Origin of the sequence: Nocardia cerradoensis NBRC 101014, assembly GCF_000308535.1 — a bacterium.
Taxonomy (GTDB): Bacteria; Actinomycetota; Actinomycetes; order Mycobacteriales; family Mycobacteriaceae; genus Nocardia; species Nocardia cerradoensis.
The window spans coordinates 1-25,866 of the sequence record NZ_BAFW01000181.1 but is presented as its reverse complement, the minus strand read 5'-3'; the positions used below and the strand labels follow the sequence as shown (position 1 = coordinate 25,866).

Annotated in this window: 19 protein-coding genes and 1 pseudogene; 9 read left to right on the top strand and 11 right to left on the bottom strand. The window is 69.1% G+C overall.

Going from position 1 to position 25,866, the window contains the following annotated elements; genetic code table 11:
- Positions 1-128: 128 nt before the first annotated feature.
- From ON23_RS19510 to ON23_RS19495, 4 genes are all read right to left on the bottom strand, one after another.
- Positions 129-998 carry a serine hydrolase gene (locus ON23_RS19510; RefSeq protein ID WP_223273193.1) on the bottom strand — a complete coding sequence of 290 codons (870 nt, stop codon included), beginning with the start codon at positions 996-998 and terminating at the stop codon, positions 129-131.
- A gap of 40 nt (positions 999-1,038) precedes the next feature.
- Entirely contained in the window at positions 1,039-3,642 is a 2,604-nt protein-coding gene (locus ON23_RS39350) for a serine/threonine-protein kinase (protein WP_373282206.1), read from the bottom strand.
- A 66-nt stretch (positions 3,643-3,708) separates the two neighbouring features.
- Positions 3,709-4,362, bottom strand: a complete 654-nt coding sequence (locus tag ON23_RS19500) for a response regulator (protein ID WP_039779931.1) — start codon at positions 4,360-4,362, stop codon at positions 3,709-3,711.
- Between the two features lie 193 nt (positions 4,363-4,555).
- Complete coding sequence (locus ON23_RS19495) at positions 4,556-5,908, bottom strand: sensor histidine kinase (protein ID WP_051042887.1); 1,353 nt, start codon at positions 5,906-5,908, stop codon at positions 4,556-4,558.
- A 184-nt stretch (positions 5,909-6,092) separates the two neighbouring features.
- Here ON23_RS19495 and ON23_RS19490 point away from each other — a divergent pair, with 184 nt between their 5' ends.
- From ON23_RS19490 to gatB, 4 genes are all read left to right on the top strand, one after another.
- Entirely contained in the window at positions 6,093-6,413 is a 321-nt protein-coding gene (locus ON23_RS19490; protein WP_051042891.1) for a hypothetical protein, read from the top strand.
- A gap of 82 nt (positions 6,414-6,495) precedes the next feature.
- On the top strand, positions 6,496-7,218 hold the full coding sequence (locus ON23_RS19485; RefSeq protein ID WP_051042886.1) for an ABC transporter ATP-binding protein: 723 nt from the start codon (positions 6,496-6,498) through the stop codon (positions 7,216-7,218).
- Positions 7,215-9,695 carry an FtsX-like permease family protein gene (locus tag ON23_RS19480; protein ID WP_039779922.1) on the top strand — a complete coding sequence of 827 codons (2,481 nt, stop codon included), beginning with the start codon at positions 7,215-7,217 and terminating at the stop codon, positions 9,693-9,695. Before ON23_RS19485 ends, ON23_RS19480 begins: the two co-directional genes overlap by 4 nt.
- 164 nt (positions 9,696-9,859) lie before the next feature.
- Positions 9,860-11,371 carry an Asp-tRNA(Asn)/Glu-tRNA(Gln) amidotransferase subunit GatB gene (gene gatB / locus ON23_RS19475; RefSeq protein WP_039779921.1) on the top strand — a complete coding sequence of 504 codons (1,512 nt, stop codon included), beginning with the start codon at positions 9,860-9,862 and terminating at the stop codon, positions 11,369-11,371.
- Between the two features lie 54 nt (positions 11,372-11,425).
- Here the strand turns inward: gatB and ON23_RS19470 are convergent, their stop codons facing one another.
- Positions 11,426-12,556 carry a PQQ-dependent sugar dehydrogenase gene (locus ON23_RS19470; protein WP_039779920.1) on the bottom strand — a complete coding sequence of 377 codons (1,131 nt, stop codon included), beginning with the start codon at positions 12,554-12,556 and terminating at the stop codon, positions 11,426-11,428.
- 178 nt (positions 12,557-12,734) lie between these two features.
- Between ON23_RS19470 and ON23_RS19465 the strand changes: the two genes are divergently transcribed.
- Positions 12,735-13,742 (top strand): DoxX family protein, encoded by a 1,008-nt coding sequence (locus ON23_RS19465; protein ID WP_039779919.1) that lies wholly within the window; start codon positions 12,735-12,737, stop codon positions 13,740-13,742.
- Positions 13,743-13,745: 3 nt separating this feature from the next.
- Positions 13,746-14,219, top strand: coding sequence for a nuclear transport factor 2 family protein (locus ON23_RS19460; RefSeq protein ID WP_245556014.1), 474 nt, complete (start codon positions 13,746-13,748; stop codon positions 14,217-14,219).
- A gap of 130 nt (positions 14,220-14,349) precedes the next feature.
- Here the strand turns inward: ON23_RS19460 and ON23_RS19455 are convergent, their stop codons facing one another.
- From ON23_RS19455 to ON23_RS19445, 3 genes are all read right to left on the bottom strand, one after another.
- Positions 14,350-15,174, bottom strand: a complete 825-nt coding sequence (locus ON23_RS19455; RefSeq protein ID WP_039779917.1) for an alpha/beta fold hydrolase — start codon at positions 15,172-15,174, stop codon at positions 14,350-14,352.
- 220 nt (positions 15,175-15,394) lie between these two features.
- Positions 15,395-17,236, bottom strand: a complete 1,842-nt coding sequence (gene ilvD / locus ON23_RS19450; protein WP_039779916.1) for a dihydroxy-acid dehydratase — start codon at positions 17,234-17,236, stop codon at positions 15,395-15,397.
- A gap of 615 nt (positions 17,237-17,851) precedes the next feature.
- Entirely contained in the window at positions 17,852-18,424 is a 573-nt protein-coding gene (locus tag ON23_RS19445; RefSeq protein WP_063821302.1) for a PH domain-containing protein, read from the bottom strand.
- A 350-nt stretch (positions 18,425-18,774) separates the two neighbouring features.
- On the opposite strand from ON23_RS19445, the gene ON23_RS19440 reads away from it, so the two are divergent.
- The 3 genes from ON23_RS19440 to ilvC are packed head-to-tail and all read left to right on the top strand — an operon-like array spanning position 18,775 to position 22,291.
- Positions 18,775-20,739, top strand: coding sequence for an acetolactate synthase large subunit (locus ON23_RS19440; protein WP_039779915.1), 1,965 nt, complete (start codon positions 18,775-18,777; stop codon positions 20,737-20,739).
- Positions 20,736-21,239: an acetolactate synthase small subunit gene (gene ilvN / locus ON23_RS19435; RefSeq protein WP_036503889.1), complete on the top strand. Its 504-nt coding sequence runs from the start codon at positions 20,736-20,738 to the stop codon at positions 21,237-21,239. Before ON23_RS19440 ends, ilvN begins: the two co-directional genes overlap by 4 nt.
- Positions 21,240-21,289: 50 nt before the next feature.
- Positions 21,290-22,291, top strand: coding sequence for a ketol-acid reductoisomerase (gene ilvC, locus ON23_RS19430; protein WP_174376500.1), 1,002 nt, complete (start codon positions 21,290-21,292; stop codon positions 22,289-22,291).
- A gap of 547 nt (positions 22,292-22,838) precedes the next feature.
- On the opposite strand, the gene ON23_RS19425 is transcribed toward ilvC, so the two are convergent.
- The 3 genes and pseudogenes from ON23_RS19425 to ON23_RS38850 all read right to left on the bottom strand — a co-directional run.
- The gene (locus ON23_RS19425) at positions 22,839-24,113 is read right to left on the bottom strand and encodes a CHAT domain-containing protein (protein ID WP_039779912.1); all 1,275 of its coding nucleotides are present in this window, start codon (positions 24,111-24,113) and stop codon (positions 22,839-22,841) included.
- Positions 24,110-25,630 carry a tetratricopeptide repeat protein gene (locus ON23_RS19420; protein WP_039779910.1) on the bottom strand — a complete coding sequence of 507 codons (1,521 nt, stop codon included), beginning with the start codon at positions 25,628-25,630 and terminating at the stop codon, positions 24,110-24,112. Before ON23_RS19420 ends, ON23_RS19425 begins: the two co-directional genes overlap by 4 nt.
- Positions 25,630-25,866: pseudogene (locus ON23_RS38850) on the bottom strand (hypothetical protein); the annotation flags it as partial. The pseudogene ON23_RS38850 and the gene ON23_RS19420, both read right to left, overlap by 1 nt.

The following is a 25,866-nucleotide window of genomic DNA, read 5'->3' as shown; positions in this document are numbered from 1 at the left end:
CCCGTTCACCTCCACATCGTGCGGACGGTCCCGCACGGCACCATCCGTCAGACGAGGAATTGTGTGCGGTCGCGGCCCGCGGGTCAAATGCGCGGACCCTCGGCGGCGCATATGAGCCGACTGCGCAATCACCGCTCGCATTCCCCGCCGCGCAGTTCGTGCACGTGTTCGGACAGCAGCGCCGACATCCGGTCCATCATTTCGACCGCGTCATCATAGGATCCCGAATCCGGTTGTGCCGCAAGGGCTACCGCGATCTGGCCGGACCAGGTGGGCACCAGGCCGAACTGGCGGACCAGATACGCTCCGGTGTCGTCGTCGGGTCCCCAGCCGCCCTTGTACTCGGCTCCGACGAACGAACCCAGGCCCCAGCTCTGGCTGTCGGTGATCTGCTGCATCAGATCCACGACCCGCGAGGCGTTGTGCAGGCACGGCAGCCGGGCGGCGAAGCGCAGTTGATCGACCAGACTCCATGGGGTGGCGCCGAAAACCATCGGGTCGTCGATGGATTGGCGCGCATCCGGATTGTGCCGGTCGGCGACATCGGTGGTGGTGTCGCCGGCCTCGCGCAACACCGCCTCGACCGCTTCGGCCGCAGGCTCACCGCCGCCCAGCGCGATCCAGAGTGCTTGCGCCGCATCGTTGTCCGAGGTGGTGATGGCGGCCTGGGCGGCATCGGCCAGCCCCACCGGATCCCGGCGCAGCGCCGCGAGGGCGAGGGGCACCTTGATCGTCGACCAGGCGACCCCCGTGGTCCAGTCGCCGAGGGTGATCACATGGTCGCTGCCCACGGCCATCACCGCCAGGCCCATGCGGCCCGGCAGTTGCGCGCGCAGGTTGGCGAAACCGGCCACCAGCCCGCTGGGCAGGATGGGCGTCGAACGGGGAACGGGCGCCGGACGCACCAACTCGGTGGCCGGCCGGGCCAGGCCCGGGCCGGTGCTGACCGCGGCACCGTGTGCCGCGCACGCCGAAACGAGAAGTGTGACAACTGCCAAGAACAACCGCCGCCGACCCTGGCGCCCGGTGGGCGTCGGGTCAGTAGACATAGACCACCGCGTTGTCACCGCCCGTACAGGTGACGACCTTTCCCGAACTGGTGCAGGTCATCGGATAGGACCGGCCCGTCACCGGACTCACCGCGATGATCGAGGTGCTGGCCTCGGCGGTGGCCGCGCTGGTCGCGCCGTGTGACTCGGCGGCCTGCGCGTACGCCTTGCGCACCGCTTCCGCGAAACCGCAGGAGGTCACCTCGGATCCGGTCGCGGTCTTGCCGAACGAGCCCTGCGACGTCGAGGTCTGCGAGCACGGGGTCGCGCCGACCGGAAGGGTGGCCGACGTGCCGGTCGTGGTCGGCGCCGCGGTCGTGCTCCGCGCGGAGCTGGTCGCCGGTTGCTGGGCGGTCACCGCCGGGGCGGCCGGCGCCGCCGCGGTGGCCGGGTGATCGTTGCTGCCCGACGAGCCGAAGACCTGCCAGCCGACGATGCCGAGGCCGGCCAGGACCACCGCACTCAGGACGCCGAGAACGACCGGAACCCTGACCGATCGCGAGCGCTTCGCCGGACGTGCGTCTTCCGAACCCGTTGCCGCGAAGGCGAATTCGTCATCGTAGTCGTCGTCGGCGTAGCGGTCGTCGGCGTACCGGGCGTCGTCGTACCGGGCGTCGTCGTAGCGATCGTCCTCGTCGTAGCGCGCGTCGTCGCGGAAGCGCAGATCGTCGTCGTAGCGGGTGTCGTCGCCGTAGTCCTCGTCGCCCGGCCGGGCGACGTCGAGGAACCGGGTATCGCCCGCTCCCTCGGCGACGGTGCCGAACTGCGAGACGTCGAGGAAACGGGTGTTTTCCTCGGCGCCGGGGGCGTGATCGGTGCCGCCGGTCCGGAACTGGGAGACGTCGATCAGTTCGGTCTTCTCACCGGGCTGCAGATCCGCGTCGGATCCGAGGGCGGTGTCGGCATCGGATCGCGCCGTCGCCTCGGGATCGGTGCTGAACTGCGCCGGGTCGAGCAGCTGAGTGCGGTAATCCGAAGCCGGTATCGAATCCTGCTCGGCCACAGGCTGTTCGGTGCGGTCGTCGGTCTCCTCGCTCCCGATCACGCCGTACGCGCGGGACGATTCGGCCGCGGGCCGGCGGGCCGGTTCGGCCGCGCGTGGCACGACCGGTTCCGATGTCTGCCGTGTCGATCCGGCCGCGCCGGCCGCGGGCGGCTTGCGCATCGGCAGGCTCGGCAGCGTCGCCGGCTTCGACTGCGCCGCAGGGGTTTCGGTGGGCAGCGTGAAATGGAATTCGCCCGGTTCGACCAATGTCGGGTCGGCGGGCCGGATGATCGGCAGATCGCCGGACGTATCGCGCTCGTCCTTGTTCGGCGGCGGGATGATGCGCAGCGTGCCCGTGGTCTCGTACGCGCGAGACGTGGCCGCGGGGGCGTCGGCTGGACGGTTCGCTCCGGCCGGGCCGTCCTGGACCGGGCCGGCTCCCGATGCGGCTGAAACAGACTGTGCCGTAGCGGCATTCGCGGTGCCCGTGGACGCGTCGGCCCCGCCCGCGGCGCTGTCACCCGCGGCGGCCGAGCTGCGTGGCTGGAAGTTTGCCGCGATCGTCGGTCCGTCGGGTCCGAACGGCTGGAACGTCGTCGGCTCCGGCGTGCGGCGGTAGTCGTTGTCCCGTGCCGCCGCCACGGACACCGGGTCGGGGCCGTGGGACGGGCTCGCGCCGCGCGGAGTGTTCGCGAGCAGTTCCGCGCCGAACACCTTCGGCGTCCCGGAATCGAACGGCGTCCCCGCCGCACTCGAGTCGGCGGGCATACGTCCGCCCAGCCCCAGCGCCGCCCGGGCGGCGGCGGCGAACTGTCCGGCGGTCTGGTACCGGTCGGCGGGCGCCTTGGCCATCGCGCGCGCGATCACGTCGTCGATCGCCTCGGGCACGCCGGCGCGTGCGGCGCTGGCCCGTGGCGGCGGTTCCGACAGATGCGACCGGATCAGCACGCTGACGCTCTCGGCGGGGAACGGCGTCGCACCGGTCAGGCATTCGTGCAGGACACAGGCCAGCGAATAGATGTCGGCGCGGGCGGTCACGGGCCCGGAGTCGAATCGCTCCGGCGCCATATAGGTGTAGGAACCGGCGGCGTGGCTGCCCGTGGTGTGCGGGTTGTCGCCCTCGTCGCGGGCGATGCCGAAGTCGGTCAGATACGCGAAGTCGGCCGGGGTGACGAGGATATTGGCCGGTTTCACATCCCGATGGACCAGCCCGGCGGCATGGGCCGCATCCAGCGCGGCGGCCACCTGCTCGACGATCGCCACCGCGCGGTCGGCATCGAGCTTGCCCTGCCGGCGCAGCAGCGTGCGCAGGTTCTCACCGCGCACCAGCCGCATATCCAAGAACAGCGAGCCGCCGGTCTCACCCCAGTCGTGGATCGGGATGATGTGCGGTTCGGCCAGCCGCGCCGCCGCCTGCGATTCGCGGCGGAAGCGTTCCTGATACGTCGCGTCCTGCGCAAGTTGTTCGGGCAGGATCTTGAGCGCTACGACGCGATCCCTACCGGTATCGAACGCCTCGTACACCTCGCCCATACCACCGCGACCGAGCAGCGAGCGCACCTCGTACGGGCCGAATCTGGTGCCGACCCGTGACCTCGGCACATCCACCGGTGAACCTCCAACTCCTGGGCAAGGTGGCCAACCTGCCCGGCGCCGCACCGGGTTGCCTGCCCCTCAGAACGCCGATTCTCCGGGTGCGACCACGCCGTGGTCAAACGCGAACACGATCGCGGCGGCCCTGTCCCGTAACCCGAGCTTGCCGAAAATGTGTCCGACGTGGCTCTTTACCGTTACTTCGGAGATGCCGAGTTCGCCGGCGATCTCGGAGTTGACCCGCCCGCGGCCGATCAGTTTCAGCACCTCGAGCTCGCGCGCGGTCAGCTCCGCCATGCGTGAGCGGGTGTCCGCCGGGACCGGCCGCGCCGTCCGATAGGCCGACAGCACCCGGCCGGTGACGGACGGATCGAGCCAAGAGCCGCCCTCGGCGACGGTGCGCACCGCGCGGATCAGATCCTCGGCGGGGGAGTCCTTGAGGATGAAACCCGCCGCACCGGCCCGCAGCGCGCCCGAGAGCAGATGGTCGTCGTCGAAGGTGGTGAGAACCAGCACCGGCGGCGCGTCCGGCCGGGTCCGCAGCCGGCGCGTCGCATCGATGCCACCGACCCGCTTCATCCGCAGATCCATCAGGACCACGTCCGGACGGTGTTCGGTCAACGCGGCCGGCACCTCGTCCCCGTCGCCGCATTCGGTGACCACGAACCCGTCGCGGCGGCGCAGGATCCTGCGCAGCCCGCCCCGCACGAGTTCCTGATCATCGACGACGAGCACGGTGGTGGTGGTGGCGGCGGTATCGGTCTCGGTGAGCGGGGTCTGACCCGGATTCACAAGCCCTCCTGTGTTCTGCGGGACGCCCGCACCCGGTCGGACCGGCGAGCGGCTGCGCGAGGATGTCTCACCGGTCCTCGTGTCTTGCGGGACACCCGCACCCGGTCGGACCGGCGAGCGGCTGCGCGAGGATGTCTCACCGGTCCTCCTGGCGTTTGCGGGTCAGTGAGGTGATCGCGTCGCGCACCATCGTCAGGGGATCGTCGAGTCCGCTCACCGGGCAGACCTCGTCGGGAGCGAGGGGAATGCGGGCGCGCACCTGCCAGTACTCGCCCGAGCGGCCGGCCGACAGGTTGCCGTTCAGGGTGGCGGTGCGCTGGCGCATGCCGCTGATCCCCATGCCGCGGCCGGTGCGCGGGGCCGGGCCCTGCGGCAGCGTATTGCGCACGCGCACGGTCACTTCGCCGGGCACCACGGCGATATCGAGGGACGCTTGTGCACCGGGAGCGTGTTTGGCGATATTCGACAGCGATTCCTGGCTGATCCGATACAGCGCCAGACCCGTCGACGCGGACACCGCCGCGGTGTCGCCGCTGAGGTGGTAGGTCACCGGCAGCCCGGCGCCGACGAAATCGGAGACCAGATCGGCGATGTCCTCGAGCCCCGGTTCGGGCGTCAGCGCGGAGGGGCGCTGATCGAGCAGGCCCACGGTGTGCCGGATGTCGGCCATCGCCTGGCGGCCGAGGCGTTCGGCATCGCCGAGTGCGTCGATGGCCTCGTCGACATCGCGATCGGTCTCGAGCGCGTGCCGGGCCGCGGTCAGGTGCAGCAGCGTGACGCTGAGGGAATGGGCGATCACGTCGTGGACCTCGCGGGCGATCCGGCGGCGTTCGTCGTCGGCCGCCTGCGCGGAGCGGATGGCCTGATTCTCGCGTTCCTGATCCAGCGACTGCCGCTGGAACTGCAGCATCAAGCCGACCATCCAGCCCAGCACGATCGCGACGACGTACACCTGCACCAGTTCGCCGTAGCCCAGGGCGTAGAAGATCAGCATCTCGGCGACCGCGGCGAGCATCCAGAACAGGCTGACCCGTTTCGGCGCGATCGCCCCGATCATGCCGACCATCACGGTCAACACGAGTGGCGAGCAGTCGGGCGAGACCGGCTGCAGCAGGAACAGCGCCTGGGCGGTGAGTGCGGACAGTCCGAACACCGCCGGCTTCGGAGGCAGATCGAAGAAGAACAGCAGCGGATAGCAGGCGAACAGCAGCGCTACCGCGAGGAAGGGCACCCCCGTCGAGAAGTACTGGCTACGCAGCGACGCGGCCGCGACCGCCGACACCACGACCGCGATATCCGCGGTGACGACCACCGAGACGGGATAGCCGTAGGACATCTCCTCGACCCGCTGCCGCAGCGTGCCGGCCGGATCGTGGACGAGGTCCAGGAGTCGCCGGGCGACCCGCCCCAGCGCCAGCCGTGCCCGGCCCGGGCGCCGCGGTGCGTGCGGCGATACCTCCGCACGGTCGTCGGCGCTGGTCAGGTCCATAACAGCCAGGCTAGTCGCCGACGGGTGGTCGCTGCATCGTTCCCGGAAAGGGCCGACGCTCCTACCGTGGTAGGACGCGAAGTCTCGTCTGCGGCACGACGTATCCGCGGTGGTGCCTCCGTAGCGTGAGTCGCACAGTGTCCGGCGGACAGGTTCGGACACCCGGCCCGAGGAGATGGGTGCGATGACTTGGCAAGACCAGCACGCTCGTACCGACATCCTGCACGAGGTGCTCGCCCGCGCGGCCGTCGATCCGGCCATGCCGGGTCTGTTCTACGACCTGCCCGAGTGCGATCGGCTCTTCGGCGGGCCCACCGGAGTGCTTGCCGCCCTGCGGTATCGGTGGGACAACCACCTGCACGCCAAGCTCGACCAGGCCCAGCTGCAGGGACAGTCCCCGAGCGAGGCCTATCAGGAATTGGCCGCCGAGCAGCCGGTCCTGCGTGCCGTGCTCGACGCATACGAGGTCCGGCATTGGCATCGGGAGCCGGCCCTGGCACGCTGAGCGACGATCCGACCCGGTTGCGGCGCAGTCGAACCCGCGCCGTCACCGCGACCGACAGCAGAAAGAGGGTGGGGCGACCGCCATGTTGGAATTGACCGACGTAGTCAAGGAATACCGGGTGGGTGAACAGCGGGTTCGCGCCCTCGACGCCATCAGCCTGCGCATCGAGGCGGGTGAATTCACCTCCATCATCGGCCCGTCGGGCTCCGGGAAGAGCACGCTGCTGCATCTGCTCGGCGCGCTGGATTCACCGGATTCGGGTTCCATCACCTTCCGGGGTGAGGAGATCGGCTCCCTCGACGACAACCGGCAATCCGAATTCCGCCGCCACCGTGTGGGTTTCGTCTTCCAGTTCTTCAACCTGCTGCCCACCCTCTCGGCATGGGAGAACGTCGCGGTCCCGAAACTGCTGGACGGCACCGGATTACGCAAGGCCAAGCCGCGGGCGCTGGAACTGCTCGACCGCGTGGGCCTGGCCGATCGCGCCGACCATCGCCCCGCCGAAATGTCCGGCGGCCAGATGCAGCGGGTGGCCGTCGCTCGCGCGCTGATCATGGACCCGCCGCTGATCCTGGCCGACGAACCCACCGGCAATCTGGATTCCAAGACCGGCGCCTCGATTCTGGAGCTGCTCGGCGACATCTCCGGGGCGGGCAATTCGGTGGTGATGGTCACCCACGACATGGGGGCCGTCGAATATTGCGATCGCGTGATCACCCTGCGGGACGGGCGCATCGGCTCGAACGAGCTGGTTTCCGCGCGCGGCCGCGAGGTGCACGACGGTGACGAGGTGGTGCGCGCGTGATCACAGCCGGCTGGGATCGGTTGCGGCTGTTCAATATCGGAGAGCTGTTCACCCACAAGGGCCGCACCGCCATGTCGATGGCGGTCATGGGCGTTTCGGCGGGGCTGCTGGTGGCGGTGCTCAGCATTTCCGGTTCGGTGGACCGGCTGACCTCGGCGCTGGGTGGTAAGGCGCAACTCGAGATCTCCGGCGTCACCGAGAGCGGATTCGGACAGGACCTGGTTCCGCAGGTGCGTGCGGTGCCCGGCGTCGAGGCCGCGGTGCCGATGATTCGCACCGGAGTCGGCAATCCGGCCGACCGCACGCTGCTCATCGGCGCCGACGCGTCGGTCTCCGCCCTCGGCAGCGACCTCAACGGGGCGATGAGCGCGCAGGCGGCGAAACTGCTGTCGGTCCCCGGCGGGGTTCTCGTCGGCGCGGGGCTGGGCCGGCACGAGGGCGACACCTTCACGCTCGGTAACCGCCAGGTGACCGTGGCCGGGGTGCTCGACGACGCGACCTCGCACAAACTCAACAGCGGGCACATCGTGATCGCCACGCTGCCCGTCGCCCAGCAACTCGCCGGGCGGGCCGGCATGCTCGACTCCATCCAGATCGTGCCGAAGCCGGGAACCGATGTGGGACAGCTGCGTTCGGCGCTGACCACGCTGGTGAACGGCCGTGCCGTGGTGGCCGACCCGAGTCTGCGCACGGCACAGGCGAGCGGCGCGATCCAGCTCGTCCGCTTCTCCACGACGATGGCGTCGGCCGCGGCGCTGATCGTTTCGGGCTTCCTGATCTACAACGCGATGAGTATGGCGGTGGCACAACGCCGTCCGACATTGTCACTGTTGCGCGCGATCGGCGGGCGGCGGCGGCCGATGGTGCGTGATCTCATCGTCGAGGCGGCCGTCATCGGGTTGATCGGCGGTGCGATCGGTTCGGTGGTCGGGATCTTCGCCGGCCGCATGTCGATCGACACGATTCCCTCGGCCATGGTGGCGGCGGTCGACACCCGCACCGAATACATGGTGCCCGGATACGCGATTCCGTTCGCGATCGCCGCCTGCGTGCTCGCCAGTGTCGCCGCCGCGGCGATCGCGGCTCGCCAGGTCTACAAGGTGCAACCGATCGAAGCGCTCGCACCGGTCGGAGTGTCGAAGGCCGATGCGGTGGGGCCGTGGCTGCGCTGGGGTGCGCTGGTGGGCGGCCTGGCCATGGTGGGTGGCGCGATCGTCATCGCCCGCGCCGACCTGGGACGGGCCTCGCTCGCCGCGATCTCGCTGTCCATCGCGGGCACGGTCGCCCTGTGTTTCGCCGCGATGGGCCCGATCGTGCGCCTGGCGGCCGCGGTCGCCCGGATCTTCGGAGCGCCCGGCGCGCTGGGGGCGACCACCATCGAGCGGGCTCCGCGTCGCGTCTGGGCGACGGCGATGACGGTGATGATCGGCGTCACCGCGACCGTCGCGATGGGCGGAGCGTCGAGCAATCTGGTCGATTCGGCGACGGACTCGTTCTCCGATCTCGGCCGCCGCGACGCCTACATCAGCCCCACCTCGCTGGCCGAATTCCCCACGGGGCCATTGCTTCCGGCCGATCTGAAGGAGACCGTGCGGCGGGTTCCCGGCGTCGCGGATGTGGGATCGGCCCAGATGGCCTTCGCCACCGTAGGCAGCGATCGGGTGATGTTGCAGGCCTATCAGTCCAATATCCGGTCGTCGGTGCTCGCGGATCTGGGACCCGATGTGTTGCAGCAGATGTCGACCGGCGAGGGTGTGGTGCTGTCGCGCGACGTGGCACGCTCCCTGGGCGTCGGCGCGGGCGCACAACTCGAACTGCCCACACCGACCGGCATCCATTCCGTGCGGGTCCTGCGGGTGATTCCGTACTTCTCGGCGCTGTCGGGCATCGTGCTGATGGATCTGGACGTCCTGCGGCAGTGGTACGACCGCCCGGGTGAGACGATCCTCGGCGTCAACTTCGCACCCGATGCCGACAAGGCCCAGGTGATCGACGCGATCCGCGCGGTGGTGCCGCCCGGACTGCACGTGGACACCGGAGCGCAGGCGCTCGCGGCGGTATCGCAAGGGGTGCAGCAGGGTACGTCGCTGTCCGGTTCGATCCTGTGGATCGTGGTGCTGGTCTCCACCGCGGCGCTGCTGAACACGCTGATGCTGTCGGTCCTGGAACGCCGCCGCGAACTCGGCGTGCTGCGCGCCATGGGCACCAGCCGCCGATTCCTGTTGCGCACGGTGCTGACCGAGGCCGCCGGCATCGGATTGGCCGGTGCCGCACTGGGGCTGGTGACCGGCGCGGCCGTGCAATACCTGGCCACCATGGCGATGGGCCACGCGATGACCATCGACGTGGTGTACCACCCGAGCCCGATGTTGCTGGTCTACGCCGTCGCCGCGCTGGTGCTGGCCCTGCTCGGCTCGATTCCGCCGTCGCTGCGCGCGGCCCGCATGCCGATCGTCGAGGCCATCGCCGTCGACTGATCGAATCAGGAGGGGAAGTCCCACGCGGCCGGGCGCGTGGGACTGCTCCGCGGTCATGCGCCGGAGACCCTCCGGGCCAGTCGGATGACGTCGCGGACACGGCGGCGTCGTCGGGGGCTCGGGGCGGCGGCGGCCCGTCAGGACCCGCACATAAACTGTTGAACATGACTGCACCCACGGTGGACTTGATGGACTATGCCGACGTCATCGACCGGTACGAGCCGGTGCTGGGCATGGAGGTGCACGTCGAGCTGGGCACCGAAACCAAGATGTTCTGCGGGTGCCCGACGGCCTTCGGCGCCGAGCCGAACACGCAGGTCTGCCCGGTATGTCTGGGCCTGCCGGGTTCGCTGCCGGTGGTCAACCAGCAGGCCGTGGAGTCGGCGATCCGCATCGGTCTGGCGCTGAACTGCTCGATCACCCCGTGGGGCCGGTTCGCGCGCAAGAACTACTTCTACCCGGATCAGCCGAAGAACTACCAGATCAGCCAGTACGACGAGCCGATCGCCACCGACGGCTACCTCGATGTGGTGCTCGACGACGGCTCCGTCTTCCGGGTCGACATCGAGCGCGCCCACATGGAGGAGGACACCGGTAAGTCCCTGCACGTGGGCGGCGCCACCGGCCGCATCCACGGCGCGAGCCATTCGCTGCTGGACTACAACCGGGCCGGCGTGCCGCTGATCGAGATCGTCACCAAGCCGATCACCGGCGCCGGTGAACGCGCCCCCGAGGTGGCCCGCGCCTACGTCACCGCACTGCGCGATCTGCTGAAGGCCCTCGACGTCTCCGACGTGAAGATGGAGCAGGGTTCGCTGCGCTGCGACGCCAACGTGTCGCTGATGGCCAAGGGCGCCAAGGAATTCGGCACCCGCACCGAGACCAAGAACGTGAACTCGCTGCGCAGCGTCGAGGTCGCGGTGCGCTACGAGATGCGCCGCCAGGGCGCGGTGCTCAGCTCCGGCGGCACCGTGATCCAGGAGACCCGGCACTTCCACGAGGGCGACGGTTCCACCTCCCCGGGCCGGGTCAAGGAGACCGCCGAGGACTACCGGTACTTCCCGGAGCCGGACCTCGAGCCGATCGCTCCCGACGCCGACTGGGTCGAGAAGTTGCGCGGCACCATCCCCGAATACCCGTGGCTGCGCCGCGCCCGCATCCAGGCCGAATGGGGTCTGTCCGACGAGGTGTTCCGCGATCTGATCAACGCCGGCGCGCTCGACCTGATCATCGCCACCGTCGACGCCGGCACCACGGTCGACGCCGCCCGCGCCTGGTGGGTCAACTACCTGACCGAGCAGGCCAAGGAGCGCGAGGTCGCGCTCGAGGATCTGCCGATCACGCCGAAGCAGGTCGCCGAGGTGGTCGCGCTGGTCGACGCCAAGACCGTCAACTCCAAGGTGGCGCGCCAGGTCGTCGATTTCGTGCTGGCCGGTGAGGGCGATCCGGGGCAGATCGTCGAGGCCAAGGGACTGGGCATGGTGTCCGACGACTCGGCCCTGCAGTCCGAGGTCGACAAGGCCCTGGCCGCCAACCCGGACATCGCCGACAAGATCCGCTCCGGCAAGGTCCAGGCCGCCGGCAAGATCGTCGGGGACGTCATGAAGGCCACCCGAGGCCAGGCCGACGCCGCCCGTGTTCGCGAACTGGTCCTCGCCGCCTGCGGCGCGGCCTGATTTCTCACCCCGAGGCCCGGTCCACCGCGGCCGGGCCGGGAAGGCCCTGGCTGACTAGTCCGGTCCGCCGCCCGCGCCGCCCTTCGGCGGCGGGATCCGCACGATGCGGTCGTCCAGCGGCCCCGCGGCGGCGGGCTTGTTGACCGTTCCCACCCAGACGTTGCCGTCGGCGCCCAGCGCGGCGCCGCCGAGGGAGCCGTACTTGTCCTGGGCCACCATCGTCGGCGCGGTGGTCACCGCGTGAGTGGTCGGGTCGGCGTCGGCGAAGGCCAGCGCCTTGGCGCCCGACATCGAGACCGCGACGCCGTCCACGGCGGCCGCGCAGCCACCCGCACCCGGTTTGTCCGGCCACGTCCACGCCGTGGCGACGGCGCCGTCGGGGCCGAGGCGCTGCAGCCGGTCCTCGGTGGCGGTGCGGTCGGTGAACCAGATGGTGTCCTTGTGGTCGGGGCACACCCCGCCCGCGGTGCCGATGCCCGACGCCACCACCTTCGGATTGGCGTTGCCCGGCGCTGGATTGTCGATCTCGAGCAGCTTGCCCGCCAGCGATCCGGGGTCGTTGGCCGCGCCCGGATTGCCGGCGTCGCCGGTCAGCACCGCCAATTTGGTCGGTGAGACGAACGCGAGCGACCCGTGATTTCCGTTGGCGCCCTTGGGGATTCCGGTGAGGATCGGTTTCGGATCACCGCCCGCGCCGATGCGCACGACGCGATTGTCCGAGGCGGTGGTGATGTAGGCGTAGACCAGGCCGTCCTCGCCGTAGCTCGGTGAGAGCGCGACGTCGCTGAGCCCGCCGTCGCCGACCGCGTCGACATCGACGCGGGTGACCTCGAGCGGCTGCGGCGGCGCCTGGCTCGGATCGACGGCGGTGACCTTCAGGACGCGCCCGGTGGTGCGTTCGGTGACCAACGCCTGTTGCCCGTCCGGCAGCACCGTCAGCCCGCCGGTGGTGTCCAGGCACGACACCACGACCGCCGGATCGGGATCGATACACGGGCCCGTGGGGCGCTGCCCGGTCGGCGGCGGCGTTTTGGGTTCGCTGGTCGGGCCCTGACCTTCGGGTTCGATGGTCGGCGCGGGAGTGAACGGTTTGGACGCGGAATCGTCGAAGCGGGCACAGCCGACCACCAGGCTGGCGGTGACGGCGAGGATCGACGCGACACGGCCGACGACAACCACACTCATTGCCCAAACGTTACGGAAATACCGCCGCGCGCGCTCGCAGGGGTCGGGGCCACACCGCGCGGGCCGTCCCGGCACATGCGGTTCGCGCTGGCGGGGCACGCCGCAGGACCGGCGGGGCGCGGCTGACACGCCGGGACCAGACCACGCGCCCGCGCGTTTGGCGTCATACTCTGTGCCCGTGACGGACAAGCCGAATCAAACACCGGAATCGAATCAGCCGTCGGGGCGGCCGTCGGGCTCCGGACCGACGGCAGGCAGCCCCTACGACAATCCGACCGGCGAATTCCCCTCCGTGAAACCCGCGGTGGGCAAGGATGTTCCGCGCACGGAGGACGATTTGGGCCTGGATCCGGACGTACCGGCCGCGGGCGCCGAGCGCACCGGCGCCACGAAAGGGCCCACGGGCACGGCGGCCGCCGGCGCTACCACCGCGAGCGCAGCGCACCCCGGCGCTGCCCGGGGCACCGAACATCCCGGCACCGAGCACCCCGGCACAGAGCACCCCGGCATCGAGCACCCCGGTTCCGAGCACATCGACGCCGAACATCCCGGCACCGTACCCGCCGGCGCCGCGCCCGCCGATGCCGAAGCGCCCACCTACGCCTTCGCTACGATCCCGCCCGCGCGGGCCAACGGCGACACCGAGCGTCTCCGTCGCCCGCGCGAATATCGGCGCGGCACACTGGATCTGGGTCTGCTGGGCCTGCGCCTGACCGTCGGCCTCACCTTCCTGTACCACGGCCTGCAGAAGCTGGCGGGCTGGTTCCACGGACCCGGTCTGGACGGCACCCGGCACATGCTCGAACAGGGCGGCTGGAAGCACATCGAACTGTCCACCGCGATGCTCACCGTCTCCGAGGTCGGCGGCGGCGCGCTGATCATCCTCGGCTTGGCCACCCCGCTCGCGGCCGGCGCTGTCCTGGCCTCGATCTCGACCGCGTGGCTGTGGAAGCAGGGCATGGCTCCCGACTTCCAGTACCGCCCGGTCGAATTGGAGTCGATCCTCGCCGGCGCGGCCGCCTCGCTCATCCTGACCGGCCCCGGCCGCCTGTCGTTCGACCGCAACCGCGGCTGGGCCGTCCGCCCGTCCTGGGGTTCGTTCGTCTGCCTGGTCCTGGCGTTCGCGGCCGCGGCCGGTGGGTGGATTTTCCTGCACGGCGGCAACCCGTTCGTGGGAATCTTCTGAACCGTGCCTGATCCCGCAATCCCGAATGCCGCGGCCCCGAATGTCATGGAGCCGCCGAGTTACCGAGCGATCGAGCGCCTGATCGCCGACTATGCCCTCCTGGTCGACCAGGGCGATTTCGCGAGCGTCGGCGCCCTGTTCGCCACGGGCGCGTTCGGCGGCAGCGCCGGAATGATCGAGGGCAGTGCCGCCGTGGAGAAGATGCTGTCCGCCACCGTGATCCGCTACGACGACGGCACTCCCCGCACGAAACACCTGGTCACCAACCTGGTGATCGAGGTCGACGAGGCCGAGGACACCGCCGCGGCCCGCTCGTATTTCACCGTCCTGCAAGCCACCCCGGACCTACCGCTGCAACCCATCGTCAGCGGCCGCTACGCCGACCGCTTCCACCGCCCCGATGGACAGTGGGCCTTCGCCGAACGCGCGGTCACCATGGACCTCATCGGCAACGTCAGCCATCACCTGCGCAGGTAGGTGACCGCGACCACGACCCACTGAAAACGGCCGCTCCCGTCGGAGAGCGGCCGTTTCGCGGTCACTGGTCGCCCAACTGCCGCAGAGCCGGCGGACCCGGCCCGGATGGGCTCCGGCGCGGAACGACCGCTCAGGAACGAATGAATGCGAGCAGGTCGGCGTTGATGGTCGCGGCTTCGGTCGTCGGCATACCGTGCGGGAAACCCGGATAGGTCTTCAGGGTGCTGTTGGGCAACAGTTCGGCGGAGCGGATACCGGTGTTCTCGATCGGAACCACCTGGTCATCCTCCCCGTGCATGACGAGGGTCGGGATGGTGATCTTCGTGAGCTCATCGGTGAAGTCGGTCTGGGAGAATGCGACGACACCGTCGTAGTGGGCTTTGGCGCCGCCGGCCATGCCTTGGCGCCACCAGTTGGCGATCACTCCTTCGGAGGGCTGTGCGCCGGGCCGGTTGTAGCCGTAGAACGGTCCTTCGGCGAACGTGCGGAAGAAGTCCGACCGGCGGGTGGCGACCTGGCCCTGGATGTCGTCGAAGACCGACTTGTCCAATCCGCCCGGGTTGTCGGCGGTCTTCACCATGATCGGCGGCACCGCACTGATCAGAACGGCTTTGGCCGCCCGATCCTGTCCGTGGCGAGTCAGGTAACGCACGACCTCCCCACCGCCGGTGGAATGACCGATATGAACCGCGTTCGTCAGATCGAGATGCGTGACGACGGCGGCCAGGTCATCGGCATAGTGGTCCATATCGTGCCCGTCGGCGACCTGAGCGGAACGCCCGTGTCCACGCCGGTCGTGTGCAACCACCCGGAAACCGTGGGACAGGAAGAACATCAGTTGTGCGTCCCAGTCATCCGAGGACAGCGGCCAGCCGTGGCTGAAGACGATGGGCTGTCCGCTGCCCCAGTCCTTGTAGAAGATGTCGACGCCGTCCGACGTGGTAATGAAAGGCATGGGGGACTCCTCGTGATCGGATTCTCGGTTGCTGCCCGCAGGCGTCGACCGGAACCGGTTGGGGCGCCGACGCTTCTGAACGGTCGGCGCCCCGTAAATGGTGCTCGATTCGGGCATGGTGCGCCCCGCTGTGCGCGCCACGAATCCCCCTTTTTCCGCCATCCCGGTTCGCGGTCGCCCGAACGTTGGGGCGATCACTTCCTCGGGGAGGCGGCACAGCTCACGGCACGCGGCGGACTGCGCCCTTGTCGGCGGAGGTCGCCAGTGCGGCGTAGGCCCGCAGTGCGGTGGTGATCGGCCGATCACGCTGGACCGGCTGCCACGGCCGCTCCCGCGCCTCCATCTTGGCGCGGCGCTCGGCGAGCACCTCGTCGTCGACGAGCAGCTCGAGTGCGCGGGTGTGCACGTCGATGCGGATGCGGTCGCCGTTCTCGATCAGGCCGATGGCGCCGCCGCTGGCCGCTTCGGGGGAGATGTGGCCGATGGACAGACCGGAGGTGCCGCCGGAGAAACGGCCGTCGGTGATCAGCGCGCACACCTTGCCCAGGCCGAGGCCCTTGAGGAACGAGGTGGGATGCAGCATCTCCTGCATACCCGGGCCGCCGGCGGGGCCTTCGTATCGGATCACGACGACGTCGCCGGGGGTGATCTTCTTGCCGAGGATCGCCGAGACCGCGTCCTCCTGAGATTCCAGCACCACGGCCGGTCCCTCGAAGGTGAACAGATCCTCGTCGATACCGGCGGTTTTCAGGATGGCACCGTCGAGGGCGATATTGCCGCGCAGCACGCACAACCCGCCTTCGACGGTGTAGGCGTGCGCGATATCGCGGATGCACCCGCCCTCGGCATCGGTGTCGAGCGAGGACCAGCGGTTTTCGGTGGAGAACGGCACGGTGGTCCGCACGCCGCCGGGCGCGGCGTGGAACAGTTCGATCGCTTCGTCGGAAGCCTTGCCGGAGCGGATGTCCCAGGTGTCGAGCCACTCGTCGAAGGAGGCGGTGTGCACGGTGGTCACATCGGTCTCCAGCAGTCCACCGCGGCGCAGTTCGCCCAGGATGGCGGGGATGCCACCGGCGCGGTGCACATCTTCCATGTGGTAGTCGGAGTTCGGGGAGACCTTCGACAGGCAGGGCACCCGGCGCGAGATCTCGTCGATGGTGGCGAGGTCGAAATCGATCTCGCCTTCCTGCGCGGCGGCCAGGGTGTGCAGCACCGTGTTGGTGGAACCGCCCATCGCGACGTCGAGGGCCATCGCGTTGCGGAAGGCCTTGGCGTTGGCGACGTTTCGCGGCAGGACGGAATCGTCGTCCTCGCGGTACCAGCGGTTGGCGATGTCGACGACGGTGCTGCCGGCCCGCTCGAACAGCGCGCGCCGCGCCGCATGGGTGGCGAGGGTGGAGCCGTTGCCGGGCAGTGCCAGGCCCAGTGCCTCGGTGAGGCAGTTCATCGAGTTCGCGGTGAACATGCCGGAACAGGAACCGCAGGTCGGGCAGGCGCTGCGCTCGACTTCGCTCAGCCCCTCATCGCTGACCTCGGTGGAGGCGCTGGCGGCGATCGCGGTGATCAGGTCGGTGGGCGCCTGGGCCACACCGCCGACGACCACGGCCTTACCGGCCTCCATCGGACCGCCGGAGACGAACACGGTCGGGATGTCGAGCCGCATGGCGGCGTTCAGCATGCCGGGAGTGATCTTGTCGCAGTTGGAGATACACACCAGCGCGTCGGCGGTGTGCGCGTTGACCATGTATTCGACCGAGTCCGCGATGATTTCGCGGCTGGGCAGCGAGTAGAGCATGCCGCCGTGACCCATCGCGATACCGTCGTCGACGGCGATGGTGTGGAATTCGCGCGGCACACCGCCGGCGGCGCGCACCGCGTCGGCGACGATCTCGCCGACATCCTTGAGATGCACGTGGCCGGGCACGAATTGGGTGTAGGAGTTCGCGATCGCGACGATCGGCTTACCGAAATCGGAGTCGGTCAGGCCGGTGGCCCGCCAGAGTGCGCGTGCGCCTGCGGCATTGCGTCCGGCGGTGGTGGTGCGTGAGCGAAGCGGTGGCATGAATTCGGTCCTCGGTGGTCGGCGCGGTGGCCGGAGCGGCTCTACTCGGCAGGGCTCTGCTCGTCGGTGCTCATCGTCCGGTGGGTCGCCGGGGCCGGGGCCGAGGGCTGGTCGGCCGCCGTGCGGAGCGTCTCTTCGGCGAGTGGTGTCGTCGGCAGAGGTGTCTGTTCGCAAGAGCAGAGTGTCTGTTCGGCGCTTCAACGTTACTCCCGCCACCGGAGCGGGCTCACCGGAGGCGGGTGGTCGTGCGGCCGCGGGGTGGCGCGGCGGCACGACGCACGTCGAGCCGGTCCGAGCGGCCGTCACCGGGTGGGTCTCGACCACGGACCCGCACCGCGACGCGATGATCGCGGCGACTGCGCCCCGAGTGGGGACGTCCTCAGGGCAGCGCCGCGAAAGCGCGGATTTGTTCCCGGCGTTCGGGGTTGGCGCGAGAGTGTGAAACATCCCACTCGATCGCCGTCCGGCAGAGCGAAACAACCTGCGCGGGTGGATCGGACACGCCCCGCACTCGACCGGTTCCGAGGACGGCGTGTGAAGTGAGGTCGTGCGCGACGTGAACAGCCGGCCCGAAGCGGCGGAGCCGAACCCGAAGCGGGCTCGGGCACAACCCGCTCAGTCGTCGGTGGAGGTGTCCTGCTTGTCGGCCACGTCGGTCGACGCGCTGTCCGCGGCGCCGGATTCCGCACCCGTGTCAGCGCTCGGGTCCTGCTCGCCGCTCTTCTCGTCCGCGCTCGCCGCGTTCTTCGCCGGCCGCGCGAACGGATCCGGAATCCGCCCGTCCGAGGCCGCGACCAGATCCTTCAACCGGTCATAGCTCACCGCCGGCAAAGCCACCTCGGAGTCGTCGCTCAGATGCACGCGCACCCAGCCGCGCTTGGGGATCCGCAGCCCCTGAATCTGCGACCAGTCGACGTGCCGGGTACCGAAGATCGTCCGCAGATCGAGCCCGCCGGCCGACACCGTGGTGCGGGAGCGTTCGACCCACCACGCGGCCGCGATCGGGATGAGGAACAGGATCCACAGCACCGCCGGCCAGCCGAAGAACGGGAACGCCGCGCAGAACAGCAGAATGAACACGCCGAGATGCGCGAGCCGGGGGATACGGATCACCCGCCCCGTATCGGTTCCGCCTTCGGCGGTGTGGGACGATTGAGCTGGTGGCACGGACTGCTGCGGCGATGACACACCCCCATCCTCGCATCATGGTGAAGCGACACTCGAACCGCCCCGTCTCACATAATGAGACACCGCACGTCAAGTAATTTGACTCATCGACTCTCGCGCGCATACCGTCGAGCGCGTGAATCGAAACGAGCTTCTCGTAATCGGCCGGCGCGTCCAGCGCTGAGCCTGACGACTCGAGGTCGACTACGTCAGCTCGCAACTGCGACGCGCCACCCTCGCTCAGCCATCGGCTGACGGGGGCTTTTTTGTGTTCGGACAAGTTGTGTTCACGGCTTCGATGTTCGCTCGAGCGCCGCGCAGGCGCCGCGTGAGAGCGAAGCGGTGAACGACAAGCAGTAAGGAAAAAGACGGTGAGCGCACCAACTGCACGGCCCGGGCCCTCGGCCCGCAGGCCAGCGCCCTCGGCCTCGCAGCCGACCCCCGCGGCTGCCGCCGCGACCGGAAACCGCCGCCAGGTCCCGCCCGAGAAGGTGACCGGCGCCCAGTCCGTCGTCCGCTCGCTCGAGGAGCTCGGCGTCGACACGGTATTCGGCATTCCGGGTGGTGCGATTCTCCCCGTCTACGACCCGCTCTTCGACTCCACTCGCGTCCGCCACGTCCTGGTCCGGCACGAGCAGGGCGCCGGACACGCGGCGACCGGTTACGCCCAGGCCACCGGCAAGGTCGGTGTGTGTATGGCCACATCCGGTCCGGGTGCGACGAACCTGGTGACCCCGATCGCGGACGCGCAGATGGATTCGGTGCCGCTGGTGGCGATCACCGGACAGGTCGGTCGCGGCCTCATCGGTACCGACGCCTTCCAGGAAGCCGACATCTCCGGCATCACCATGGCGTGCACCAAGCACAACTTCCTGGTCAACGACGCCATCGACATCCCGCGCATCATCGCCGAGGCGTTCCACCTGGCGTCGTCCGGCCGGCCGGGCGCGGTGCTGGTGGACATCCCGAAGGATGTGCTGCAGGCGCAGACCACCTTCAGCTGGCCGCCGGAGATGCGGCTGCCCGGCTACCGCCCGGTGACCAAGCCGCACGGCAAGCAGGTGCGCGAGGCGGCCCGGATGATCGCCGAGGCCAAGGCTCCCGTGCTCTACGTCGGCGGCGGCGTGATCAAGGCCGACGCCTCGCCGGAGCTGCTGGAACTGGCCGAGCTGACCGGCATCCCGGTGGTCACCACCCTGATGGCGCGCGGCGCGTTCCCCGACAGCCATACCCTCAACATGGGTATGCCCGGTATGCACGGCACCGTGGGAGCCGTTGCGGCCCTGCAGAAGTCGGACCTGCTGATCACGCTGGGCGCCCGCTTCGACGACCGCGTCACCGGCCAGCTCGATTCCTTCGCCCCGCACGCGAAGGTGATCCACGCCGATATCGACCCCGCCGAGATCGGTAAGAACCGCCACGCCGACGTGCCGATCGTGGGTGACTGCCGTGAGGTCATCACCGAACTGATCGAGACCCTCAAGTCCGATCCGGCCTTCACCAACGCCGAGGCTCCGCTGCTGGATCTGACGTCCTGGTGGACCTACCTCGACGGGGTGCGCAAGCAGTACCCGCTCGGCTACGGCCCCACCTCCGACGGCTCGCTGTCGCCGGAGTACGTCATCGAGACCCTGGGCCGCCTGGCCGGACCCGATGCCATCTATGTGGCCGGTGTCGGTCAGCACCAGATGTGGGCCGCGCAGTTCGTCAAGTACGAGAAGCCGCGCACCTGGCTGAACTCCGGTGGCCTGGGCACCATGGGCTACGCCGTGCCTGCGGCGATGGGCGCCAAGATGGGCGCGCCGGACAAAGAGGTGTGGGCGGTCGACGGTGACGGCTGCTTCCAGATGACCAACCAGGAGCTCGCGACCTGTGCCGTCGAGGGCGTGCCGATCAAGGTCGCGCTGATCAACAACGGCAACCTGGGCATGGTCCGGCAGTGGCAGACCCTGTTCTACGAGCAGCGCTACTCCAACACCGACCTGGGCACCCACACCCTGCGCATCCCCGATTTCGTGAAGCTCGCCGAAGCGCTGGGTTGCCACGGCATCCGGGTGGAGAAGGAAGAGGACGTCGAGGCCGCCATCCGCGAGGCGCAGTCGATCAACGACCGTCCCGTGGTGATCGACTTCATCGTCGGCAAGGACGCGCAGGTGTGGCCGATGGTCGCCGCCGGCACCTCCAACGACGAGATCATGGCCGCCCGCGGCATCCGCCCCCTGTTCGACGAGGACGAGCAGGCCTCCGAGCCCGCCGTCATCCATGAGGCCATGTCCCACGACAAGGCGACCCTGTCGGCGCACGAACGGGCCTCGCAGAAGGAGACCAACCTGTGAGCACGACCCATACCCTCAGCGTGCTGGTGGAGGACAAACCCGGCGTGCTGGCGCGGGTGGCGAGTCTGTTCTCCCGGCGTGGATTCAATATCGAATCCCTGGCCGTGGGTGGCACCGAAGTTCCGGAGATCTCGCGGATGACCATCGTCGTCACCGTGGAGGATCTGCCGCTGGAGCAGGTGACCAAGCAACTCAACAAACTGGTGAACGTCATCAAGATCGTGGAGCAGGACGCCGATGCCTCGGTGGCCCGCGAACTGATCCTGGTGAAGGTGCGCGCCGATGCCAGCGTGCGCACCCAGGTGATCGAATCGGCCAACCTGTTCCGGGCTAAGGTCATCGACGTGTCGCCCGACGCGCTGACCATCGAGGCGACCGGCACCCGGTCCAAGCTCGAGGCGCTGCTGCGGATGCTGGAACCGTACGGCATCCGTGAGATCGTGCAGTCCGGCGTGGTGGCCGTCGGTCGCGGGCCGAAGTCCATCACCGCGACCCGCTAACACTTATTCAGAAGAATCAACGAAGGGACACAACCACCGTGGCAGTCGAGATGTTCTACGACGACGACGCCGATCTGTCGATCATCCAGGGCCGCAAGGTCGCCGTGATCGGCTACGGCTCCCAGGGCCACGCACACTCGCTGAGCCTGCGTGACTCCGGCGTCGAGGTGCGCATCGGCCTCAAGGAAGGCTCCAAGTCGCGGGCCAAGGCCGAAGAGGCCGGCCTGACCGTCGGCACTCCCGCCGAGGTCTCGGAGTGGGCGGACGTCATCATGCTGCTCGCCCCCGACACCGCGCAGGCCAAGATCTTCACCGAGGACATCGAGCCGAACCTGAAGGACGGCGACGCTCTGTTCTTCGGCCACGGCCTGAACATCCACTTCGGCCTGATCAAGGCTCCGGCCGACGTCACCATCGGCATGGTCGCCCCCAAGGGCCCCGGCCACCTGGTGCGCCGCCAGTTCGTCGACGGCAAGGGCGTCCCGGCCCTGATCGCCATCGACCAGGACCCGAAGGGTGAGGGCCAGGCCCTGGCGCTGTCCTACGCCAAGGGCATCGGCGGCACCCGCGCCGGCGTCATCAAGACCACCTTCAAGGAAGAGACCGAGACCGACCTGTTCGGTGAGCAGGCCGTCCTCTGCGGTGGTACCGAAGAGCTGGTCAAGACCGGTTTCGAGGTCATGGTCGAGGCCGGCTACGCGCCGGAGATGGCCTACTTCGAGGTGCTGCACGAGCTGAAGCTGATCGTCGACCTGATGTACGAGGGCGGCATCGCGCGGATGAACTACTCGGTCTCCGACACCGCCGAGTTCGGTGGCTACCTGTCGGGCCCGCGGGTCATCGACGCCGACACCAAGGAGCGCATGAAGGCGATCCTGAAGGACATCCAGGACGGCACCTTCGTCAAGCGCCTGGTCGCCAACGTCGAGGGCGGCAACAAGGAGCTCGAGAGCCTGCGCAAGCAGAACGCCGAGCACCCGATCGAGGTCACCGGCAAGAAGCTGCGCGACCTGATGAGCTGGGTCGACCGGCCGATCACCGAAACCGCGTAAGGGTTTCACCCCGCGCAACGACCCGCCGGGCATTCTGTCCGGCGGGTCGTTGCGTGTCTGCGCTGGGCGTTCGGTCAGCCGACACATATGCCTCATCGAGCGCCACTCACGACGAAGATCGTTTCGGTGCGGCGCCAGTTCACCCTGCCTGGAGACCGGCGGTGCGTGCGTGAGTGCCGGCACTCGCTATGTCTCGCAGCGCTCAATCCCGGCGACTGTGGCGACTGCCGCCCACCGCGACGGTCAGTGCTCGACGATGCCGGCCACAGCCCGGGCGGTGCGTCGAGTGTCCTGCAATTCGCCAGGGCGGCAACAGGTTCCACCTGCTTATGCGCCGCATCGACCGCGCAGATGGCATCCTGCGGCGGCGCTGCGTCGGTAGCGTCCGGCGGGGGCGGTCGTCGTGTCTGCCCAGCCCGCGTTCCTGGCGTCGACGGCGGCCAATGCCGTCCCGGAAACACCGGTGAGTCTTCGACGGCGCCGCTCACACGCCATGGGACCGTCCATGATGCAGTCGGCCGCGCGGTTCAAGCCTGCTCAGCGCGCTTCATGCGGCGTCGACGGTTGCAAAGGCTGCCCACAGTAGCGGTGAATCCTCCACTGCGCCCGTCTCACGCCAAGCGGCCAGCCGCCCACACTGCCAATTCGCCAGGGCGGCAACGGGTTCCATTTGTTCGTGCGCCTGGTCGACCGCGCAGATGGCCTCTTGCAGCGGCGCCGCGTCGGTGGCGTCGGAGAACTGCTGGAATGCCAGATCGGTGGGTAGTGGCCAGCGGGTGGCGGTGACGAGTTCGGCACCGCCGTGGATCATCGCGGCCACCAGGCCGAGCGCCTCGGTGAAACGCAGATCGCCGCCGCTCTCGCAGGCGATGAGCGCGACCCGGCTCGGAATCGGCCAGAGCTGAGGTCCGGCAACGGGTTCGGGCTCCAGCGTATGAGTGCCGAGCAATAGATCCTTGGCCGACAGCGGGCGATGGGTGCGTTGCGGCCGAGCGAAACCGGTGGTGTCGGCGGTGCAGGCGAGGTGCAGTTCGGCGTTCTCGCTGAGACCGGATTCCGGGCGTTCGGCGGTGACGTGGCCGACGTAGACCAGCCGGGCCGCCCCTTCCCGCAGCAGCGCGCTCAGGCAGGTCCGGTCGAGGTCGGTGCGCCGGAAGGCGTGCAGCGGGTCGTCGACCGTCGGCCGGAGCCGCTGTCGCGCAACGTATTCGGATACTCTCCCGGTGAGTGGTGAGCTGGAGCCCATCCGACCGAGCACCGAACCGAGTTCGGAATCGGCCCGGAATCCGGGCACGCGCGGATCGAGCACCGCGACCACCGGCAGCGCGCGGTCGACGACCCAGCTGCGCGCGGTCCGGCCGGGCGCGTGGACGATGCTCGTCGGCGCGAGCAGGCTGAGATCCGCGATATCGATCAGCCGCAGGTCCGGATCGGGGGCGATGATCTCCCACGGCACCTGCGCGACTCGCGGCGACGGCTGCAACCGGATATGCGGCCGGACACCGCGCACGAGCAGGTCGTGCAGCTGGACCGCGAGGGCTTGGGGGAGCAGTGCGCGGCTGAGTGCCTGGGCCAGTGTGTATTCCGACTCGCGCGTGGCGAAAGCGGCTGTGGTGAGGGCGGTTTCGAGTCCGCCGGGATGCGAGGGATCGGGCAGCGCTGACGCGAGCCGCCGCACCACGGCGTCGATGTCGGCGCCGGGCAGTGCAGCCACGCCCGGACTCGCGGTATCTCCGAGCCAGCGCCACGACATGTACAGATCGCCCGCGTCGGCCATGCGCACGATCACCGTCGGTTGTGCGCCGGGGGTCTCCTCGCTCATATCGCCAGTACCCGATCGTCCCGGACCGGCCGGCCGTAGCGTTGTTCGGCGGCGGCGATGTAGGTGTCCAGGGCGATGTGGCCGTCCGGGGACACCGACAGCCGTGGCGGCGGGGAGACGGGCAGTCCGGCCGCCGCGGCGACCTGGGCCAGCGCCGAGCCGAGTTGCAGGGAACCGGCGTCGGGAAGGTCGAAGGCGTCGTCGGGTGTCGGTCCCGGGTCGAACGGAAGCCTGGGCGGTCCGCTTTCGGTTGCCGCAGCGGTATCGAATGCCGTTCCAGCACACACGGTCTCGATAAGATCGGCGATCAGCTCGCCGTTACCGCACAGGTGGGCGAAGCGGAACGCCAGCCGCACGGCGGGTGCGGCGATCTCACGGTTCCACTGTTCACGCTGGGTCCCATTGGCGAAGCTGTAGCGCACCGCGTCGATGGCGAGCGCGGAGGTGACGGCCAGATCCCGAGCCAGGGCGAGTACCTCCGCGGGCGGCGGCGTGACCATGTCGGTGATGACCGAGTCCCACAGTGCGGCATGCCAATAGTCGACCCGCGCGCACTGCAGACCGAGCCCGCGCACCGCATAGATCTCGTAGGCGGCCGCCAGCTGTGCCTGCCCGTCCCCGACTCGGCCGTATGCGAAATCCAGTGTTGCCAAACGGATTCGAACACCCGCGGATTCGAGTGCCGCACCGGATTGCTCGAACGATGTCAGCGCCCGGCGATACAGCTGTCCGACGTGGTCGAGGTCACCGTGTCGTTCGCCGAGATATGCCATCAGCTGGAGTCCCAGCCCGGCGCGGTAGCCGAGACCGGCCTGTTCGAAATACTGCTGGCTGGCAGACAGATACGGCTCGGCCTCGTCGGAACGGCCCAGCCGGGCGTACATCATCGCCAGCGTCTGCTGGGTTTCGGCCGCGCCGTTCCCGTCGCCCGCGGCGTCGAAGGCGGTCAGGGCCTGGTGGGCGAAGTCGAGACCGAGTTCACCGCGCCCGGACTCGAAGTGGGCGGCCGCGAGATTGGCGAGCGGGTGGCCGCGCAACGGCGCCGCGAATCGCGTGGTGAACTCCAGTGATTCGGTGGCCGATTCGATGGCCCGTGCCCACTGGCTGCGATGCATCGCGACGGCGGTCAGCGAGATCAGGCACGACACCCGCAATGTCGACAACTCGTCGTGGCCGATGAGAAGATCGCGCGCCTGCTCCAGCGCCGTCTGTGCGGCGTCGAGGTCGCCCACGTGCTGGAGTGCCTGCGAATAGTTGACGAGTGTGGACACGCGCTTTTCCGTCGCGTCGTCGGGTATTTCGGTGAGCGCGGCGCGGAATCCGGTGATCGCGCCGGCGTGGTCGCCGAGTTCGTCGCGCATACTCGCCGCATTGACCAGGGCGCTGACCCGCACGCCGCCGCTGGTGGTGTGCGCGGCGCGCTCGAATATCCGCAGTGCCTCGGTGACGTCGCCGCGAGCGTGGGCTGCGGCGCCCTCGTGGAGCAGTTCCAGGCCGGGAGGAACAGCGTCGGCCATCAGAAGTCCGTATCGGATGCGGCGGCGGTGCGCTCGGCCTCGAGTAGCGGCATGGACGGCTGTGGCGACCGCAACCGGTCGATCACGAATTCCCTGATCCGCTGCCGTTGCCTCGGCCCGTAAGGGTTCTCCGATGCCGATGCCGATGTCTCATACAGGGCAGGCCCCACCCCAGGAACGTAAATATCCACGCGCACAACATTTTCGGCGTCGACCCGCGCCCCACCGACCCAGGT